Raw genomic sequence first — 17222 nt, 5'->3', positions numbered from 1 at the left:
AGTGTTTATGGCGCGGTGTCCGCTTCCAGTTTAATCAGGTAGATCAATGCCTGGTCGCGATGGTCATGACACATCTCGCGGCTGGCCTGCAGGCTGCCGCACACTTTGGGCCGCAGCGGCGAGTGGAACAGGCCGCAGCGCAGTTGCTCGCTCAGATGAATGCAGCGGGTATTGGCGGGCTTGCCGTTGGGCATTCCGGGGATAGGGCTGGATATTGAAGGCGCGATACAACAGGCGCCGCAGTCGGCACGACAGTCCATCAGCGAGTCTCCCGGTGGGCTGGCGGAATTGAAGCGCGACAATATCAGCACGGCTCATCCGCCGCCAGCATAATCCGGTGTTGCTCGCGAATCTTTACACCCCACCTCCATAGTCACAAACAGGCCTCTCACACACAGGCAAAAAAATACGCCATAAATTGTCCAATTAATGCCAATTAATGCATGAAACAAGCGCATTAGCGGCTTTACATGCACCAATCTCACATGTACCATTGAGCTAGTACAAAAGAACTCACGGCCGACGCGGCCACTCAGGAGCAAAAATGTCCACGGACACCATCCAGAAGCTAGCCCGCCCTTCGGTACTCGGCGGCGCGATGATCATTGCAGGCACCGCCGTCGGCGCCGGCATGTTCTCCATTCCCATCGTCACTTCTGGCGTGTGGTTCAGCGGCTCCGTGGCGCTGTTGATTTATACCTGGGCCTGCATGCTGGTATCCGGCCTGATGATCCTGGAAGCCACACTGCATTACCCAAGCGGCGCCAGCTTCCATACCATCGTCAAAGATCTGCTGGGCAAAGGCTGGAACGCCATTAACGGCCTTTCCATTACCTTTGTGCTGTACATCCTCACCTACGCCTACATTTCCGCCGGCGGCTCGATCATCGCCCACACGCTGGAAGGCATCGTCGGTGTCGGCCAAACCACCGCAGGGCTGGTGTTTGCCATCCTGGTGGCGTTTATCGTCTGGTTGTCGACCCGCGCCGTCGATCGCCTGAGCACCATTCTGATCGGCGGGATGGTGATCACCTTTGTGATGTCGGTGGGCGATATGTTCACCCACGTACAACCGGCGGTGCTGTTCAACCGCGGCGATGACCAGGCCAGCTACCTGCCTTATGCACTGGCGGCGTTGCCCTATCTGCTGACGTCGTTCGGCTACCACGGCAACGTGCCGGGGTTGGTGAAATACTACCAAAAAGACAGCCGTGCGGTGGTACGCAGCCTGGTGTACGGCACGCTGCTGGCACTGGCTATCTATATCCTGTGGCAGTATGTGATTCAGGGCAACATCGCCCGCGACGCCTTCAAGCAGGTGATTGCCGAAGGCGGCAACATCGGCAGCCTGCTCAAACAAATGGGCAACGTCTCCAGCAGCCAGGCCGTTGGCCAATTGCTGAACGCCTTCTCTTATATGGCGCTGGCCAGTTCATTCCTCGGGGTGTCGCTGGGCCTGTTCGATTATCTGGCGGACTTCTTTAAATTCAGCGATGACACTACCGGGCGCAGCAAAACCGCGCTGGTGACTTTCGCACCGCCAACGCTGGCCGCCCTGCTGTTCCCGAACGGCTTCCTGTACGCCATCGGCTTCGCCGGGCTGGCGGCCACCATCTGGGCGGTGATCGTGCCGGCGATGTTGGCGCGCGCCAGCCGCCGCCGCTTCCCGCAGGCGCAGTATCGCGCGCCTGGTGGCCACGGCATGATCCTGTTCATCATTCTGTTCGGGGTGATCAACGCCGCCGCACATCTGCTGGCGCTGCTCGGCCTGCTGCCGGTATTTCAGTAAATCCGCTCAGGGGATGACATTCGTCATCCCCTTTCCGTCACTGTTTTTGCGCGATCTGCTTGCCTGAAATCGGCGGCGCGAGTAACTTGTCGCAACTTCCCAAATACTCTTCATTGCAGGTTACTTTATATGGCAAAGGCTAACGAAATTAAGCGCGGCATGGCGATCAATTACAACGGCAAACTGCTGTTGGTGAAAGACATCGATGTGCAAAGCCCAAGCGCACGCGGCGCCAGCACCTTGTACAAAATGCGTTTCTCCGACGTCCGCACCGGGCTGAAGGTAGAAGAGCGTTTTAAGGGCGACGATATTCTGGACACCATTTCCCTGTCCCGCCGCAAGGTGAACTTCTCTTATATCGACGGGGAAGAATACGTGTTCATGGATGACGAGGATTTCACCCCGTACATCTTCAAGAAAGACCAGATCGAAGACGAGCTGCTGTTTATTCCTGAAGCCGGCCTGCCGGGCATGCAGGTGCTGACGCTGGACGGCCAGGTGCTGGCGCTGGAACTGCCGCAGACCGTGGATATGGAAATTGTCGACACCGCGCCGGGCATCAAAGGCGCCTCCGCCAGCGCCCGCAACAAGCCGGCCACCATGGCGACCGGCCTGACCATTCAGGTACCGGAATACCTCAGCGCCGGCGACAAAATCCGCATTCATATTGCAGAGCGCCGCTATATGAGCCGGGCTGAATAAGCTATCTTGCTTGCCACTTTCCGTCCGGGCAGTGCTCGGGTCCTCACGTACTGCGTGTACGCTCCGGGCCCTGCGCGCTGGCCGGGCGAAAATTGGCCGCGCCGATAACGCTTATTCCAGATTTTGGCGCAACTTTTCGCCGTTACGGCAATTCAGGGAAGAAACGGCGCTTAAGCGCCAGTTCAACGCCACGCAGCTCCGCCAATCCTTTCAGCCGACCAATCGCCGAGTAACCCGGATTGGTTTTTTTCTTCAAATCATCCAGCATCTGGTGCCCATGATCGGGACGCATCGGGATCGGCCGACGATCGCCCGCCTGATGACGCCGTTGCTCCTCGCTGAGGATCGCCTCGATCACCGCAACCATGTCCACGTCACCCTGCAGATGGGCCCCCTCATGGAAACTCTTCGGATTCTCTTCACGGCAGGTGGCGCGCAGGTGGGTGAAATGGATGCGGTCGCCGAAGGTGTTAATCATCCGTACCAGGTCATTATCCGCACGCACGCCGTAAGACCCGGTGCACATGGTGAAACCGTTATAGAGGCTGTCGACGGTCTGCTTCAGCCACTGCATGTCCTCAATGGTGGACACGATACGGGGCAGGCCGAGGATCGGCCGCGGCGGATCGTCCGGATGCACCGCCAAACGCACGCCGACTTCCTCCGCCACCGGCACAATGGCGCGCAGGAACACCGCCATATTTTCGCGCAGTTGCGCCTTGTCGATCGCATCGTACTCAGCCAGGCGGGCGCGGAACTGATCGAGCGTGTACCCCTCTTCGGCGCCCGGTAGCCCGGCTATGATATTGCCGGTCAATGTGTTTTTCTCCGCTTCGCTCATGGCAGCGAAATGGGCGGCCGCCTGCGCCTGCTCTTCCGGTGTGTAATCCTGGTCTGCGCCGGCGCGCTGCAGGATATGCAGATCAAAAGCGGCGAAGGCGATGTGATCGAAACGCAACGCTTTCGAACCGTCGGGCAGCAGGTACTCCAGATCGGTGCGTGTCCAGTCGAGAATCGGCATAAAGTTGTAGCACACGGTATCGATACCGCAGGCCGCCAGATTACGCAGCGACTGCTGGTAACTGGCGATATGCCGCGGGTAATTGCCGCTGTGGGTTTTGATCTCTTCATGCACCGGAATGCTTTCCACCACCGACCACACCAGCCCTTTCTCAGCCAACAGCGCCTGTCGCGCCTTGATCTCATCGATCGGCCAAACTTCGCCATTCGGGATATGGTGCAGTGCGGTGACGACGCCGGTGGCACCGGCCTGGCGCACATCGTCAAGAGAGACAGGATCGTTCGGCCCGTACCAACGCCATGTTTGTTCCATTGTTTATCCTTGTAAAAATCGCCGGAGGTTGCCGGTTGGTGATCAAGACCGCTCAAACCCGGCAATTTTGTTATACCAAATGAGATAGATATCATTTATCTTTTACCTTACTCCGTCGAGGCGGGTTGTCAAAACAGAAATCTCGCTGGGTTGATCCACTTCACGAATCTGGCTTATTTTGGACTGAGCAATTTTATTGATGCGCAGACAGCCTTACACTGGCGGCAGAGAGCCCGTACGGTAAAGGCTGAAAGCAGCCCCGCATGCCGCCCGAAAAACTGGTCCGATAGCTTTTGCAAAGCTACCGGCCAGCACCTTTTTACTCAGCTTTGGAGCTTTGAATGAAGACTATCGCCAACTCGCCGCTGCCGGATGCGGTCCAGCAACCGCGCTACGATCGCAGCGCATTGCAAAGTCGCATGGTGCATATCGGATTTGGCGCTTTCCACCGCGCCCACCAGGCGTTGCTTACCGACCGGGTGTTGAATCGCCAGGGCGGCGACTGGGGTATTTGCGAAATCAGCCTGTCTGGCGGCGTGCCATTGTTCCAGAGCCTGCGCTTGCAAGAGCATCTGTACAGCGTGCTGGAGAAAGGCGCGACGGGTAATCAGGCTATCGTGATAGGCGCAGTGAATGAAAGCGTGCATCGCAAACTGGAAGGGATCGAGGCCGTGCTGGAAAAGCTGGCGGAGCCCCAGGTGGCGATCGTGTCGATGACCATTACCGAAAAAGGCTACTGTATCGAGCCGGGCAGTGGAAAACTGGATCTGCAACACGAGGCGATCCGTGCCGATCTGGCCAATCCCGGCCAGCCGGCCACCGTACCCGGCATTCTGGTGGAGGCGCTGCGTCTGCGTCTTGAGCGCGGCCTGCCCGCCTTCACCCTGCTCTCCTGCGATAACATTCCGGAAAACGGCCATGTGCTGCGTAACGCAATAATCGGGCTGGCGCAGGAGCGTGACGGCATGCTGGCCGAGTGGATAGCCCGGCAGGTCAGCTTCCCCAGCACCATGGTCGACCGTATTGTTCCGGCCGCCACGCCGGAAACGCTGGCTGACATTGCCGCCGCGCTCGGCGGCGTCCATGATGAGTGCGCCATCGCTTGCGAACCCTTCATTCAATGGGTGGTGGAAGATAATTTTGTCGCCGGCCGACCGGCCTGGGAGCTGGCCGGGGCGCAATTGGTCGACGATGTGCTGCCGTTTGAACAGATGAAGCTGCGCATGCTGAACGGCAGCCATTCGTTTCTGGCCTATCTCGGTTATCTGGGCGGCTATCAGTACATTAACGACTGCATGGCCGACGAGTCTTATCGCCGCGCCGCACACCACCTGATGCTGGCAGAACAGGCGCCGACTCTCAGCGTCAGCGGCATCGATCTGGCCGCCTACGCCGCACAGCTGATCGAACGCTACAGCAACCCAGCGCTGCAGCATCGCACCTGGCAAATCGCCATGGACGGCACGCAAAAACTGCCGCAGCGCATGCTGGATTCGGTCCGCTGGCATTTGCAGCACGGCGGCAGTTATGCCGGCCTGGCGTTGGGCGTCGCCGCCTGGATGCGCTATGTCAGCGGTGTGGATGACGCCGGCCAACCTATCGACATCCGCGATCCGCTGCTGCCTGCACTGCAGCAAAGGGTGGCCGCTACGCCGGACGATGAACAGCGGGTCAAGGCGCTATTGGGGTTGAAAAGCGTTTTCGGTGAACAGCTGCCGGTCGAGGGAGAATTTGTGGCGGCGGTAACCCGCGCTTACCTGTCGCTGCGCGATCGCGGGGCACGCCAAACGGTGAAAGAGTGGGTTGCGACTCAGCTTGTCTAAGGAAATGAAAGCCATGCCGGGCAAGCTGTACCCGGCATGGCCTGATAGCTTAGCGATAAACCACGGTCATGACGGCCAGTTTTTTCTGTTGATCCACCCACTGCATTTCCGTCGTACCTAAATTCAGTGGAAGCTCTTTGCGTGAAACATCGAAATGCGACAGGGTCTGTTGCCCTTGATAGTGTTGCCCATTGCGGTAACATTGCGTATTGGCCGTTGAACCGGCGATATCCACCGAGCAGGGGCTCTCTACGATAGAACCAACAAAATGAATAACCCCGCCAGTGGTTCCGGCATGGCCTGCCGCCATCCATGAAAACAACATTCCTGCGATCAAAAATAACCGAAAGATGTTCATGGCAACCTCACTTTTGCTAACTCAATTTAAACATAGAGGACTTTCTTAAGAATAATCGTAAGGAAAGGGGGTTAATTTGATGGATATTCCGGCCATTAATAGCGTAAAAACAAGCTACTAAACGCTAACATCCTTATCTAATACCGGGTTTTTGTTGGGAATTTTCCGAACGCCAGGCGTGGATTTAGCCGGCTAAATAACGCATTTTAACGTATTGAATTTGTGACCTGGCGCAGGTTAAACACACTCATACACGGCCAGGCGGCACAGCTTAATTATCGCCCCTCTGGACTTTATCAACATCAGGAATCATCAATGACCAAAACTAACCTGATCACCGGTTTTCTCGGCAGCGGCAAAACCACCACCATCCGTCATCTCCTGGCCAACAAGCCGGAACACGAACGCTGGGCGGTGCTGGTGAATGAATTCGGTGAAATTGGCATCGACGGCGCGTTGCTGGCGGACAGCGGCGCAGTGCTGAAGGAGATCCCCGGCGGATGCATGTGCTGCGTTAACGGCCTGCCGATGCAGGTCGGATTGAATATGTTGTTGCAGCAAAGCAAGCCCGATCGGTTGCTCATCGAGCCGACCGGCCTGGGCCATCCGAAGCAAATCCTGTCGTTGCTGACACAGGACAGCTACGCCGGCTGGATCGATCTGCAGGCCACGCTGTGCCTGCTGGACGCTCGCCAACTCAGCGAGCCGCGCTATCGAGAAAATGAAAACTTTCGCGATCAACTGGCAGCAGCCGACATCATATTGGCCAGTAAAAGCGACACCTATCGACCGCAGGATCTTCTGGCCTTACAACAGTGGGCGGCGCAAGATCCCCGCCAGCGGCCGCTTTACCCCATAGAACAAGGCCAGGCGAATGTAGATTGGCTCAACCTGCCTCGCACGAATCGCACAGAATTACCGGATGCGCAGCATCATCATAGCCATGCCAAAACCCAGGGCCTGGCCGCATTGCGGCTGCCGGAAACCTCGCGTTGGCGACGGGCGCTCAATCAAGGCCAGGGGTTTACCAGCTGCGGCTGGATTTTTGATGCGGACACGGTATTCGATACCATTGGCATCATGGAATGGGTGCGGCTGGCGCCGGTCGAACGCGCCAAAGGCGTAGTTCGCATTGCGGAGGGCACGTTGTTGATTAACCGCCAGGGGCAGGATCTCAATATCGAAACGCGCCCTGTCGCACCACTGGACAGCCGCATCGAACTGATCCACAGCGAAAATGCTGACTGGAACGCCCTGCAATCCCAATTGTTTAACATTCGTTTAAGTTAGAATCTTTACCGTTAACATCATTTTATTTTTAGACTTACAACAGGTTATGTCATGACACGCCGCAATTTACCCTTCATCATTTTCTTCAATTTACTGGGCATTGCGCTGTTTCTGTCCTGGTTCCTGCCGGCTAACCACGGTTACTGGTTTACTCTGGACTCAGCGATTTTCTTTTTCTTCAACCGCCATCTGGCGACCGATCCCGGCTTTCTGCACCTGGTGGCCATCACCAATAATCGCGCTTTCGACGTGATTTCCCTGATCGCCATGGGGCTGCTGTACCTGTATTTTTATCTCAAGCAGGATGCCGTCGGCCGCCGTCGTTTATTGGTCACCGGCGTTGTCATGTTGCTCACCGCCGTAGTGCTGAACCAGCTTGGGCACCTGTTGCCGGTAAAACACCCCAGCCCGTCGCTCAGCTTCGAGAATATCAACCGCGTCAGTATGCTGACCGGCATTCCCACCAAAGACGCCTCCAGCGACAGCTTCCCCGGCGACCACGGCATGATGCTGATGATTTTTACCTGTTTTATGCTGCGCTATTTTAACCGCCGCGCTTTTGCCGTGGCGCTGCTGATCACGCTGGTTTTCTCACTGCCGCGCGTGATGATCGGCGCACACTGGTTCACCGATATCGCCGTCGGCTCACTGTCCGTGGTGTTGGTGGGCGTCAGTTGGTGCCTGATGACCCCACTCAGCGACAAGCTGATTAACGGGTTGAACCTCATGCTGCCCGGCAAGCACCGCCCCGTCCAGTCATAACAAATCGCTATGACCCGCAGGAGGCCCGCCGCCTCCTGATTATTTCCGCGCCGCCTTTTGTCTATTTCCACATCAGCGCGTTAACGCTTTCGTCACCTGATTTCACGTAAAACCAACACAACGGGCAATCGGCGTTTTTTATATGAAGTTTTACATTATGTTACATCACAAATTCATATAAAAAAGGACAGGAAAAGGCTCGCAATCCCTGATTCGTTGCGGTAACCTCGGATGCGTTTGTGCCTGGTTTACCTCGTTTCAGCATTAAATCCGTGAAAAATGTGCGTTCCGCCACGTTTTCAGCGGTAAGCGATTGTCGGGGCAGCAGGTGCAGATTAGGCTCGTTTCGTTTGGCATTTTCAGGTAGCGACTTTCGTCGTTAAGGACTTCAAGGGAAAACAACAACAATGGTCAAATCTCAACCGTTTCTGAGATATTTTTTGCGGGTAGTACCTGCAATTGCCGCAGCGGTAATGCTCTCTGCGTGCAGCTCGACTCACACTTCGAACTTGAATAACGCACAAACTGAGATGCATGCAGTTAATGACAAAAACGGTCTTTTACTGCAAGCCTCTCAGGATGAATTCGAAGCAATGGTCCGTAACGTTGACGTTAAGTCAAAAATTATGGATCAGTATGCAGACTGGAAAGGTGTTCGCTACCGTTTAGGCGGTGAAAGCAAGCGCGGCATTGATTGCTCGGCGTTTGTACAACGCACCTTCCGTGAACAGTTTGGTATGGATTTACCGCGTTCTACCTATGAACAGGAAGACCTCGGCAAGAAAATCGTGCGTACCAAACTGCGTCCTGGCGATCTGGTGCTGTTCCGCGCCGGCTCTACCGGGCGCCACGTCGGCATTTATTTAGGTAACGATCAATTCGTTCATGCCTCTACCAGCAGCGGCGTGATGATTTCGAATCTGAACGATAACTACTGGAATAAACGTTATCGTGAAGCCCGCAGAGTGCTGACCAGCAGCTGACGGCGCAAAATACCTGATTGTCCTGAATACCAAACGAGCAATAAAACGCTGCCCCCGGGCAGCGTTTTTTTTATCCCTAACGTTACGCTGATAAAAAACTCACCTATCATCATCAAATACAATTAAGCGTTTGTTAGCGGATTATCCTGCGTAAATAACGATGAATAATGACTGCACCACCACCATTGGGATATATTAAGCGAGCACTCGATAACAAAAACAGAATGATACGCCGTGCTCAGGGGGCAAAGGTTTATGGGCTTGAAAAGGGCATTTGCACGCCATGTTTCGCACAGACGACGCAGCCTGGCTAAAAGCAGCATTGTCGCTCTGGTATTTTTTGTCCTGTTTACGGGTATCACACTTCTCCTGATTAATCACCAGCGCACACAATATCAACGCACGGTAGAACAACGCACACAGAAATTCACCCTCGAAAATCTGGATAGTCTGACGGAAATCATGCTGCAATTGATGCCGTTGACGGAACGCTCCTGCGCTTCCAGTCAGCCGGATATTACCTATCAGGCGGCGTTTAATTCCGGCGTGCGGAGCTTCCTGCTGGTGAAAAACGGTTTTGCCTATTGCTCCTCGGCTACCGGCAGCATGATGCTGGCACTGAAAAATATTTATCCGGAAATCGATCCGCGCCAGACGCGGGATCTCAAACTGCAGCAAGGCACCCCTCTTGTGCCGGGAAAACCCGCAGTAGCCGTCTGGTTGCGTCATCCCGGAGAGGAAAACACCGGCGTGTTGGCGACCCTGGATATCAACCTGATGCCCTATCTGCTGTTCGCTTCGCGTGACGCACGCACACCCGGCATTGCCATTATTCTGGGCGATCTCGCCCTGACCACCTTCAGCCCGAACCTGATGCCGGTGAGCCAGTTGCCGAACGGCCAGGCCGATCGCTTAGCCATCTCGGGCACGCCGATGACGATTCTGTTTTATAACGAAACGCTGACGCCCAATGATATCCGCCTGACCCTGTTGGGCAGCCTGGTGCTGTCATTGATGATCGGCGTCCTGTGCTACTACATGCTGCTGCTGCGCCAAAGCCCGGAGCGTGCGTTGATGCGCGGCATCAAGCGCAATGAATTCTTTATCGAATACCAGCCGGTGTTCCATACCCGCAAAGGCGCCGTCGCCGGACTGGAGGCGCTGATCCGCTGGCAGCATCCGATTGAAGGGCGTATCCCGCCGGACCTGTTTATCCCCTACGCCGAAAGCGAAGGGCTGATTGTGCCGCTGACGCGCCATCTGTTCCGCCTGATCGCCGAAGACGTGCCACGCCTGGCGACGGTGTTGCCAAAAGGCGCCAAACTGGGTCTGAACATCTCCCCTTCCCATCTGAGCGCCCCCTCCTTCCATCAGGACGTGTACGAACTGCTGAAACAGCTGCCCAGCAACTACTTTACGCTGGTATTCGAGATAACCGAGCGCGGCATGGTAGAGGAAGCCAACGCGCTGGCGGAGTTTGACTGGCTGCACCAGCAAGGCATTGAAATCGCCATCGACGATTTCGGCACCGGCCACAGCGCGCTGATTTATCTGGAACGCTTTACCATGGACTACCTGAAAATAGACCGTGGTTTCGTCAACACCATCGGTCAGGATACGGTCACCGCACCGGTGCTGGACGCGGTGATCTCACTGGCTAAAAAGCTGAAAATGCAAACCGTGGCGGAAGGCGTGGAAACCGCCGAACAATTGCACTTCCTGCAGGAACGGGACGTTAACTTTATGCAGGGGTATTATTTCAGCAAGCCGTTGAGCATCGACAACTTCGTGACATTCTGCACTAGCCAGCAGGTCTTTGATTATCAGGCGCAAAAAGCCTGATCTTTACATTACTTCACCCTGCGGCGCGGCAGTGAATGTTATGCTGGCCGCAGACTTAACCGACTTATCAGCAGGAGCTTACCGTCAAGATGTCCGTGCGCGTTTTTGCTGCCCTGGTGCTCTCAGCACTGAGTTTTGGCCTGCAGGCCGAAACCCTCAATGAAAGTTACGCTTTCGCCCTTCTCGGTGAGCCGAAATACGCCACCGATTTCAGTCATTACGACTACGTCAATCCGGCCGCTCCGAAAGGCGGCGACGTGCGAATGGCGGCGATCGGCACCTACGATAACTTTAACCGTTACGCCTCGCGCGGCGTGGCCGGCGAACGCACCGACGCACTGTACGACTCGCTGTTCACCACCTCGGACGACGAAATAGGCAGCTACTATCCACTGATCGCCGAATCTGCCCGCTTCCCGGCCGATATGCACTGGGTGGAGCTGGACATTAACGCCCGCGCCCGCTTCCACGATGGCAGCCCTATCACCGCAGCCGACGTCGCCTTTACCTTTAACAAGTTTATGACCGAAGGCGTGCCGCAATTTCGCATTGTCTACAAAGGCATTACGGTAAAGGCCATCTCCCGCCTGACGGTTCGCATCGAATTCCCGCAGCCGGATAAAGACAAACTGCTCGGGCTATTTGGGCTGCCGGTGCTGCCGGAGAGTTTCTGGAAAGATCATAAGCTGAACGAGCCGCTGGCTGCGCCGCCACTTGGCAGCGGCCCGTATAAGGTCGGCAGTTACCGCCTCGGTCAATACATTACCTATCAACGGGTACGCGACTACTGGGCGGCCAACCTGCCGGTCAATCGCGGCCGCTTCAACTTCGACAGCATCCGCTACGACTACTATCTGGATGACAAAGTGGCGCTGGAGGCCTTCAAGGCCGGTGCCTACGACTTCCGCATTGAGGGTTCGCCCAAAAGCTGGGCCACCCAATATCAGGGCGGCAACTTCGCCCGCAACTACATAGTCAAACAGGATGAAACCAACCAGTCGGCGCAAAATACCCGCTGGATGGCGTTCAATATGAAACGCCCCCTGTTTGCCGATCGGCGAGTGCGCGAGGCGATCACGCTGGCCTTCGATTTCGATTGGATGAACAAGGCGCTGTATTACAACGCTTATCAACGTACCAACAGCTATTTCCAGAATACCCCCTACGCCGCCAGCGGCTATCCGGATGCCGCCGAACTGGCGCTGCTGGCGCCGCTGAAGGGCAAGGTACCGCCGGAGGTGTTCACCAGCATCTACCAGCCGCCATCCTCTGACGGCAGCGGCAGCGATCGCCAGAACCTGCTGAAAGCCACCCAGTTGCTCAAGCAAGCCGGTTGGGAAGTGAAAAACCAGCAGTTGGTGAACAGCAAAACCGGCAAGCCCTTTACCTTCGAGCTGATGTTGCTGAGCGGCAGCAACTTTCAGTACGTCTTGCCGTTCCAGCACAACCTCAAGCGGCTGGGGATCGAGATGCAGATCCGTGAAATTGACGTCACTCAATTCACCAAACGCATGCGTGACGGCGATTTTGACATGATGCCTACGGTCTATCTGGCAATGCCTTTCCCGAGTTCTGCGCTCCAGACGAACTGGGACTCCGAATACATCAATTCCAGCTGGAATACGCCCCGCGTCACCGATCCGGCCGTCGACAGCCTGGTGCGCAACATCCTGCGGCACCAGGGCGACGAAAAAGCCCTGCTGCCGCTGGGCCGTGCGCTGGATCGGGTGCTGACCTGGAACAGGTTCATGCTGCCGATGTGGTATTCCAATCACGATCGCTATGCCTACTGGGACAAGTTCTCCACGCCGGCGATCCGTCCTGCTTACGTGATTGGCTTCGACAACTGGTGGTTTGACGTCAACAAGGCGGCGCGTTTGCCGGCCCGACAACAATAAGGGGTCGGCGATGGCGGCTTATCTGATTCGCAGACTGTTGCTGATTATTCCCACTCTGTGGGCGATCATCACCATTAACTTTTTCATCGTTCAGATCGCGCCCGGCGGCCCGGTCGATCAGGCAATTGCCAACATCGAGATGGGCCAGAGCAGCGGTTTTGGCGGCGGTGGCGCAGGTGAAGGCCTGGGGCACGCTCGGATCGGCGTCGGCACCGCCACGGATAGCCAGTACCGGGGATCCCGCGGGCTGGATCCGGAAGTGATCGCCGAAATCACCAAACGCTATGGTTTCGACAAACCGCTGCATGAGCGCTATTTCACCATGCTGTGGAATTATATGCGTTTCGACTTTGGCGACAGCCTGTTCCGCGGCGCGTCGGTGATGCAACTGGTGGGCCATAGCCTGCCGGTATCCATCACCCTGGGCCTGTGGAGCACGCTGATTATCTATCTGGTGTCGATCCCGCTAGGTATCCGCAAGGCGGTGCATAACGGCAGCGCTTTCGATATCTGGAGCAGCACGCTGATTATCATCGGCTATGCCATTCCGGCCTTCCTGTTCGCCATTCTGATGATCGTGCTGTTCGCCGGCGGCAGTTATCTGGATTGGTTCCCATTGCGCGGCCTGGTATCCAGCAACTTCGATAGCCTGTCGTGGTACGGCAAAATTGCCGATTATCTGTGGCACATCACCCTGCCGGTGCTGGCGACGGTCATTGGCGGTTTCGCCACCCTGACCATGCTGACCAAAAATTCGTTCCTTGACGAGATCCGCAAACAGTATGTAGTCACCGCGCGCGCCAAGGGACTGGACGAGAACAAGATCCTTTATCGTCACGTATTTCGCAATGCCATGCTGCTGGTGATCGCCGGCTTCCCGGCGACGTTCGTCAGCATGTTTTTCACCGGTTCATTGCTGATTGAAGTGATGTTCTCGCTCAACGGGCTGGGGCTGCTGGGGTATGACGCCACCCTGCAGCGCGACTATCCGGTGATGTTCGGCACGCTGTATATTTTTACCCTGATTGGCCTGCTGTTGAATATCCTCAGCGATATCACCTATACCCTGGTCGATCCGCGCATTGATTTCGAGGCCCGCCAATGAGCCGCTTAAGCCCGATCAACCAAGCGCGCTGGGCGCGTTTTCGCAGTAATCGCCGCGGTTACTGGTCACTGTGGGTTTTCCTGGTGTTGTTTATCCTCAGCCTGGCCGCCAACCTGATCGCCAACGACCGGCCGCTTCTGGTGCGCTACGAAGGCCGCCTGTACCTGCCGTTCATGATCAATTACAGCGAGACCACCTTTGGCGGTGAGCTGAATACCGCCACCGATTACCAGGATCCTTTCGTAAAACAGCAGATCGACCGCCACGGCTGGGCGGTTTGGCCACCGATTCGCTTCAGTTACGACACCATCAACTTCGCCACTGAAGTGCCCTTCCCCTCAGCCCCCTCGCGCCATAACCTGCTGGGTACCGACGGTAACGGCAGCGACGTGCTGGCCCGCGTGCTGTACGGCTTTCGCATTTCGATGCTGTTCGGGTTGGCGCTGACGCTGTTTTCCAGTGTGATCGGCGTTTGCGTCGGTGCGATGCAAGGGTATTACGGCGGGCGTTTTGACCTGTGGGGACAACGCTTTATCGAGGTGTGGTCGGGCATGCCGACGCTGTTTTTGATCATTTTGCTGTCGAGTATCGTACAACCCAATTTCTGGTGGTTGCTCGGTATCACCATTCTGTTTGGCTGGATGAGCCTGGTAGGCGTAGTGCGCGCCGAGTTCCTGCGCACCCGCAACTATGATTACATCCGCGCCGCACGCGCTATGGGGGTACCGGACCGGGTCATTATGTACCGGCATATGCTGCCCAATGCGATGGTGGCGATGCTGACCTTCTTGCCGTTTATCCTCTGTGGTTCCATCACCACCCTGACCTCTCTCGATTTCCTGGGCTTCGGCCTGCCGATCGGCTCTCCGTCGCTCGGTGAACTGTTGCTGCAGGGCAAGAACAACCTGCAAGCACCGTGGCTCGGCATTACTGCGTTCCTGGTGTTGGCGGTGTTGCTGTCTTTACTCATTTTTATCGGCGAAGCCATACGCGACGCCTTTGACCCCAGCAAGGCACATTGATATGGCTAGTACTCCACTGCTTTCAATTCAGGATCTCGGCGTTGCTTTCCGTCAGGGAGAGCAGTTGAATCAGGTGGTCAACGGCTTGTCGTTGCAAATAGAAAAAGCGGAAACGTTGGCCCTGGTGGGTGAATCCGGCTCCGGCAAAAGCGTGACCGCGCTGTCGGTGCTGCGGCTGCTGCCTTCGCCGCCGGTGGTCTATACCGGGGGGGATATCCTGTTCAATGGCAGCTCGTTGCTGCATGCGCCGGAAGCCGAGCTGCGCAACGTACGCGGCAACCAGATTTCGATGATTTTTCAGGAGCCGATGGTGTCGCTCAACCCATTGCACACCATTGAGAAACAACTGGCGGAAGTGTTGGCCTTGCACCGTGGCATGCGGCGCGACGCAGCGCGCGGGGAGATTATTCAGTGCCTGGATCGCGTCGGTATTCGCAACGCCAAAGGCCGGTTGAAAGACTATCCGCATCAGCTCTCCGGCGGCGAACGCCAGCGGGTCATGATCGCCATGGCGGTATTGACCCAGCCAAAACTGCTGATTGCCGACGAACCGACCACTGCGCTCGATGTGACCATTCAGGCGCAGATCCTGCTGCTGCTGAAAGAGCTGAAGCAAGAAATGGGGATGGGGCTGTTGTTTATCACTCATAACCTGAATATCGTTCGCCGCCTGGCGGACAATGTGGCGGTGATGCGCAATGGTCAGTGCGTTGAGCAGAACAGCCGGGCGGGCCTGTTCAGCCAGCCGCAGCATCCCTATACCCAGCAACTGCTGGCAGCGGAAAATGTCGGCGATCCTCTGCCGTTGCCGGCGGACGCCGCCCCGCTGCTGAAAGTGGAAAACTTGCAGGTCAGTTTCCCGATCAAGCGCGGCTTGTTGCGCCGCACGGTTGACCATCACTACGCGTTGAAAGGACTGAGTTTTGAGCTGAAGGCCGGGGAAAGCGTTGGATTGGTGGGGGAGTCGGGGTCGGGTAAAAGCACCACCGGGCTGGCGCTGCTGCGTCTGTTGAACGCCAGCGGCGCTATCTGGTTTAACGGCCAACCGCTGCACCAGTTCAGCCTGAAACAGATGCTGCCGTACCGCAGCCAGATACAGATCGTGTTTCAGGATCCCTACTCCGCGCTGAACCCGCGACTGAGCGTGTTGCAAATTATCGCCGAGGGGCTGGAGGTACATCAGAAATTGAGCGCCGAACAGCGTGAACAAAAGGTGATGGAAGCCTTGCAAGAAGTGGGGCTGGATCCCGCCCTGCGCCACCGCTACCCTACCGAGTTTTCCGGTGGCCAGCGCCAGCGCATTGCTATCGCACGGGCGCTGATTCTGCAGCCGCAGTTGCTGATTCTGGATGAGCCGACCTCATCGCTGGATAAATCGGTACAGGCGCAAATCCTGACGTTGCTGAAGTCTCTGCAACGGCGCCATCGGCTGGCATATCTGTTCATCAGCCATGATTTGCAGGTAGTACGCTCACTGTGCCATCAGGTGATCGTATTGCGCCAGGGAGAAGTGGTTGAACAGGGCGACTGCCAGACGATCTTTAACTCGCCTGCCGCCGCTTATACGCAGCAGTTGCTACAGCTGGCCGATTAGCGGCGGGGGTCAGAAAGGGTATTGCGCGCTCAGTGGCTCGGCGATGGCGGCACCAACGTTTTTTAACCGGCATAAGGTGGCGCTTTCATCGCTGCGATGCACAAACAGGCAAGCTTCCCCTTCCCACTCCACGATGGCGCAATCGACCTGAATCTCCTGCAAGGACAGCTTAAGCTGTTGCATAACCTGCCAGGCGTCCGCCCCTTCGTGGCTGAGCAGTTTCAAGCCAATCAGATTGTTATCTTCGTCTATCCCGCTAAGCGGAATCGGTTCAACCTTGATGCCGGTAAAACCTGATAGCCAACGATAACTTTGCGGCAAGCGATGCACTACCGAAAGTTGGATACTATCCACATGAAATCCCTAGTTTGAAAAGTGAAACAGTTTTTACCTGACAGGGTAACTAAGTTATAGCCGTTGAGAACCGACTCTGCCGCGCACATATGTTATTTAAATGTAAAATATGTCACAACTCATTAACCGCACCCTGCGCTTGCTGATATCGTGCTGTTTTGGTGCGCCGCACGGTGTCATTTCACGGCATTTTGCGACTCAGCTCGCATTTTTGCGTTATATGTAACCCTTTCCCGCCACGATCTCAACTCTTTTTTCTTGCAATGCGGTTACTTTTCACTCTTTATAATTTTACATTGCAGAAACATTTAACTTCGCCCTTCAAGGTAAAAAATCGATTTAATCTATTGATTTTAAATAGACAAAA

At 56.0% G+C, this 17222-nt stretch carries 15 protein-coding genes; 11 read left to right on the top strand and 4 right to left on the bottom strand.

Translation table 11 applies throughout. From position 1 onward, the window contains the following. Positions 1-5: 5 nt before the first annotated feature. Complete coding sequence (locus tag ACTJJ1_RS17060; RefSeq protein ID WP_004947052.1) at positions 6-260, bottom strand: YkgJ family cysteine cluster protein; 255 nt, start codon at positions 258-260, stop codon at positions 6-8. A 284-nt stretch (positions 261-544) separates the two neighbouring features. Here ACTJJ1_RS17060 and mtr point away from each other — a divergent pair, with 284 nt between their 5' ends. Both mtr and yeiP read left to right on the top strand, forming a co-directional pair. Beyond that, positions 545-1789, top strand: a complete 1245-nt coding sequence (gene mtr, locus ACTJJ1_RS17055; protein WP_006326741.1) for a tryptophan permease — start codon at positions 545-547, stop codon at positions 1787-1789. Between the two features lie 129 nt (positions 1790-1918). Beyond that, a complete protein-coding gene (gene yeiP, locus ACTJJ1_RS17050; RefSeq protein WP_004947056.1) occupies positions 1919-2491 on the top strand; it encodes an elongation factor P-like protein YeiP in 573 nt (190 codons plus the stop codon). A gap of 142 nt (positions 2492-2633) precedes the next feature. Here yeiP and uxuA read toward each other — a convergent pair whose 3' ends face one another. Beyond that, positions 2634-3824, bottom strand: a complete 1191-nt coding sequence (gene uxuA / locus ACTJJ1_RS17045) for a mannonate dehydratase (protein WP_440834589.1) — start codon at positions 3822-3824, stop codon at positions 2634-2636. 341 nt (positions 3825-4165) lie between these two features. On the opposite strand from uxuA, the gene ACTJJ1_RS17040 reads away from it, so the two are divergent. After that, positions 4166-5647: a mannitol dehydrogenase family protein gene (locus ACTJJ1_RS17040; protein WP_440834587.1), complete on the top strand. Its 1482-nt coding sequence runs from the start codon at positions 4166-4168 to the stop codon at positions 5645-5647. Positions 5648-5696: 49 nt separating this feature from the next. On the opposite strand, the gene ACTJJ1_RS17035 is transcribed toward ACTJJ1_RS17040, so the two are convergent. Next, positions 5697-6005, bottom strand: a complete 309-nt coding sequence (locus ACTJJ1_RS17035) for a type 1 fimbrial protein (protein ID WP_004947068.1) — start codon at positions 6003-6005, stop codon at positions 5697-5699. 315 nt (positions 6006-6320) lie between these two features. On the opposite strand from ACTJJ1_RS17035, the gene ACTJJ1_RS17030 reads away from it, so the two are divergent. From ACTJJ1_RS17030 to yejF, 8 genes are all read left to right on the top strand, one after another. Then, a complete protein-coding gene (locus ACTJJ1_RS17030) occupies positions 6321-7295 on the top strand; it encodes a CobW family GTP-binding protein (protein ID WP_037433358.1) in 975 nt (324 codons plus the stop codon). Positions 7296-7346: 51 nt separating this feature from the next. Further along, on the top strand, positions 7347-8057 hold the full coding sequence (locus ACTJJ1_RS17025; RefSeq protein ID WP_004947075.1) for a phosphatase PAP2 family protein: 711 nt from the start codon (positions 7347-7349) through the stop codon (positions 8055-8057). Between the two features lie 407 nt (positions 8058-8464). Next, entirely contained in the window at positions 8465-9040 is a 576-nt protein-coding gene (gene mepS / locus ACTJJ1_RS17020; RefSeq protein WP_004947077.1) for a bifunctional murein DD-endopeptidase/murein LD-carboxypeptidase, read from the top strand. Between the two features lie 255 nt (positions 9041-9295). Beyond that, positions 9296-10882 (top strand): cyclic di-GMP phosphodiesterase, encoded by a 1587-nt coding sequence (locus ACTJJ1_RS17015; RefSeq protein WP_004947079.1) that lies wholly within the window; start codon positions 9296-9298, stop codon positions 10880-10882. Positions 10883-10971: 89 nt separating this feature from the next. Further along, entirely contained in the window at positions 10972-12780 is a 1809-nt protein-coding gene (locus tag ACTJJ1_RS17010) for an extracellular solute-binding protein (protein WP_004947084.1), read from the top strand. A gap of 10 nt (positions 12781-12790) precedes the next feature. Continuing rightward, the gene (locus tag ACTJJ1_RS17005) at positions 12791-13885 is read left to right on the top strand and encodes a microcin C ABC transporter permease YejB (protein ID WP_004947087.1); all 1095 of its coding nucleotides are present in this window, start codon (positions 12791-12793) and stop codon (positions 13883-13885) included. Beyond that, the gene (locus tag ACTJJ1_RS17000; protein ID WP_006326758.1) at positions 13882-14907 is read left to right on the top strand and encodes an ABC transporter permease; all 1026 of its coding nucleotides are present in this window, start codon (positions 13882-13884) and stop codon (positions 14905-14907) included. The genes ACTJJ1_RS17005 and ACTJJ1_RS17000 overlap by 4 nt, the downstream gene beginning before the upstream one ends. A 1-nt stretch (position 14908) precedes the next feature. Then, positions 14909-16501 (top strand): microcin C ABC transporter ATP-binding protein YejF, encoded by a 1593-nt coding sequence (gene yejF, locus ACTJJ1_RS16995; RefSeq protein WP_004947095.1) that lies wholly within the window; start codon positions 14909-14911, stop codon positions 16499-16501. A gap of 9 nt (positions 16502-16510) precedes the next feature. Here the strand turns inward: yejF and ACTJJ1_RS16990 are convergent, their stop codons facing one another. Then, on the bottom strand, positions 16511-16855 hold the full coding sequence (locus ACTJJ1_RS16990) for a YejG family protein (protein WP_004947098.1): 345 nt from the start codon (positions 16853-16855) through the stop codon (positions 16511-16513). Positions 16856-17222 lie beyond the last annotated feature (367 nt).

The sequence above is a fragment of the Serratia sp. 22264 genome, from assembly GCF_052045345.1.
Taxonomy (GTDB): domain Bacteria; phylum Pseudomonadota; class Gammaproteobacteria; order Enterobacterales; family Enterobacteriaceae; genus Serratia; species Serratia plymuthica.
Note: the sequence above shows the minus strand (reverse complement) of the source record. Positions and strands in the feature narration are given on the sequence as shown.

What these genes read in the sequence shown, in the direction of transcription:
- uxuA (WP_440834589.1), bottom strand. Translation starts at nt 3,824, where the DNA reads ATGGAACAAACATGGCGTTGGTACGGGCCGAACGATCCTGTCTCTCTT.
- ACTJJ1_RS17005 (WP_004947087.1), top strand. Translation starts at nt 12,791, where the DNA reads ATGGCGGCTTATCTGATTCGCAGACTGTTGCTGATTATTCCCACTCTG.
- ACTJJ1_RS17040 (WP_440834587.1), top strand. Translation starts at nt 4,166, where the DNA reads ATGAAGACTATCGCCAACTCGCCGCTGCCGGATGCGGTCCAGCAACCG.
- ACTJJ1_RS17000 (WP_006326758.1), top strand. Translation starts at nt 13,882, where the DNA reads ATGAGCCGCTTAAGCCCGATCAACCAAGCGCGCTGGGCGCGTTTTCGC.
- ACTJJ1_RS17010 (WP_004947084.1), top strand. Translation starts at nt 10,972, where the DNA reads ATGTCCGTGCGCGTTTTTGCTGCCCTGGTGCTCTCAGCACTGAGTTTT.
- yeiP (WP_004947056.1), top strand. Translation starts at nt 1,919, where the DNA reads ATGGCAAAGGCTAACGAAATTAAGCGCGGCATGGCGATCAATTACAAC.
- ACTJJ1_RS17060 (WP_004947052.1), bottom strand. Translation starts at nt 260, where the DNA reads ATGGACTGTCGTGCCGACTGCGGCGCCTGTTGTATCGCGCCTTCAATA.
- mepS (WP_004947077.1), top strand. Translation starts at nt 8,465, where the DNA reads ATGGTCAAATCTCAACCGTTTCTGAGATATTTTTTGCGGGTAGTACCT.
- mtr (WP_006326741.1), top strand. Translation starts at nt 545, where the DNA reads ATGTCCACGGACACCATCCAGAAGCTAGCCCGCCCTTCGGTACTCGGC.
- ACTJJ1_RS17015 (WP_004947079.1), top strand. Translation starts at nt 9,296, where the DNA reads ATGGGCTTGAAAAGGGCATTTGCACGCCATGTTTCGCACAGACGACGC.
- ACTJJ1_RS17035 (WP_004947068.1), bottom strand. Translation starts at nt 6,005, where the DNA reads ATGAACATCTTTCGGTTATTTTTGATCGCAGGAATGTTGTTTTCATGG.
- ACTJJ1_RS17025 (WP_004947075.1), top strand. Translation starts at nt 7,347, where the DNA reads ATGACACGCCGCAATTTACCCTTCATCATTTTCTTCAATTTACTGGGC.
- yejF (WP_004947095.1), top strand. Translation starts at nt 14,909, where the DNA reads ATGGCTAGTACTCCACTGCTTTCAATTCAGGATCTCGGCGTTGCTTTC.
- ACTJJ1_RS17030 (WP_037433358.1), top strand. Translation starts at nt 6,321, where the DNA reads ATGACCAAAACTAACCTGATCACCGGTTTTCTCGGCAGCGGCAAAACC.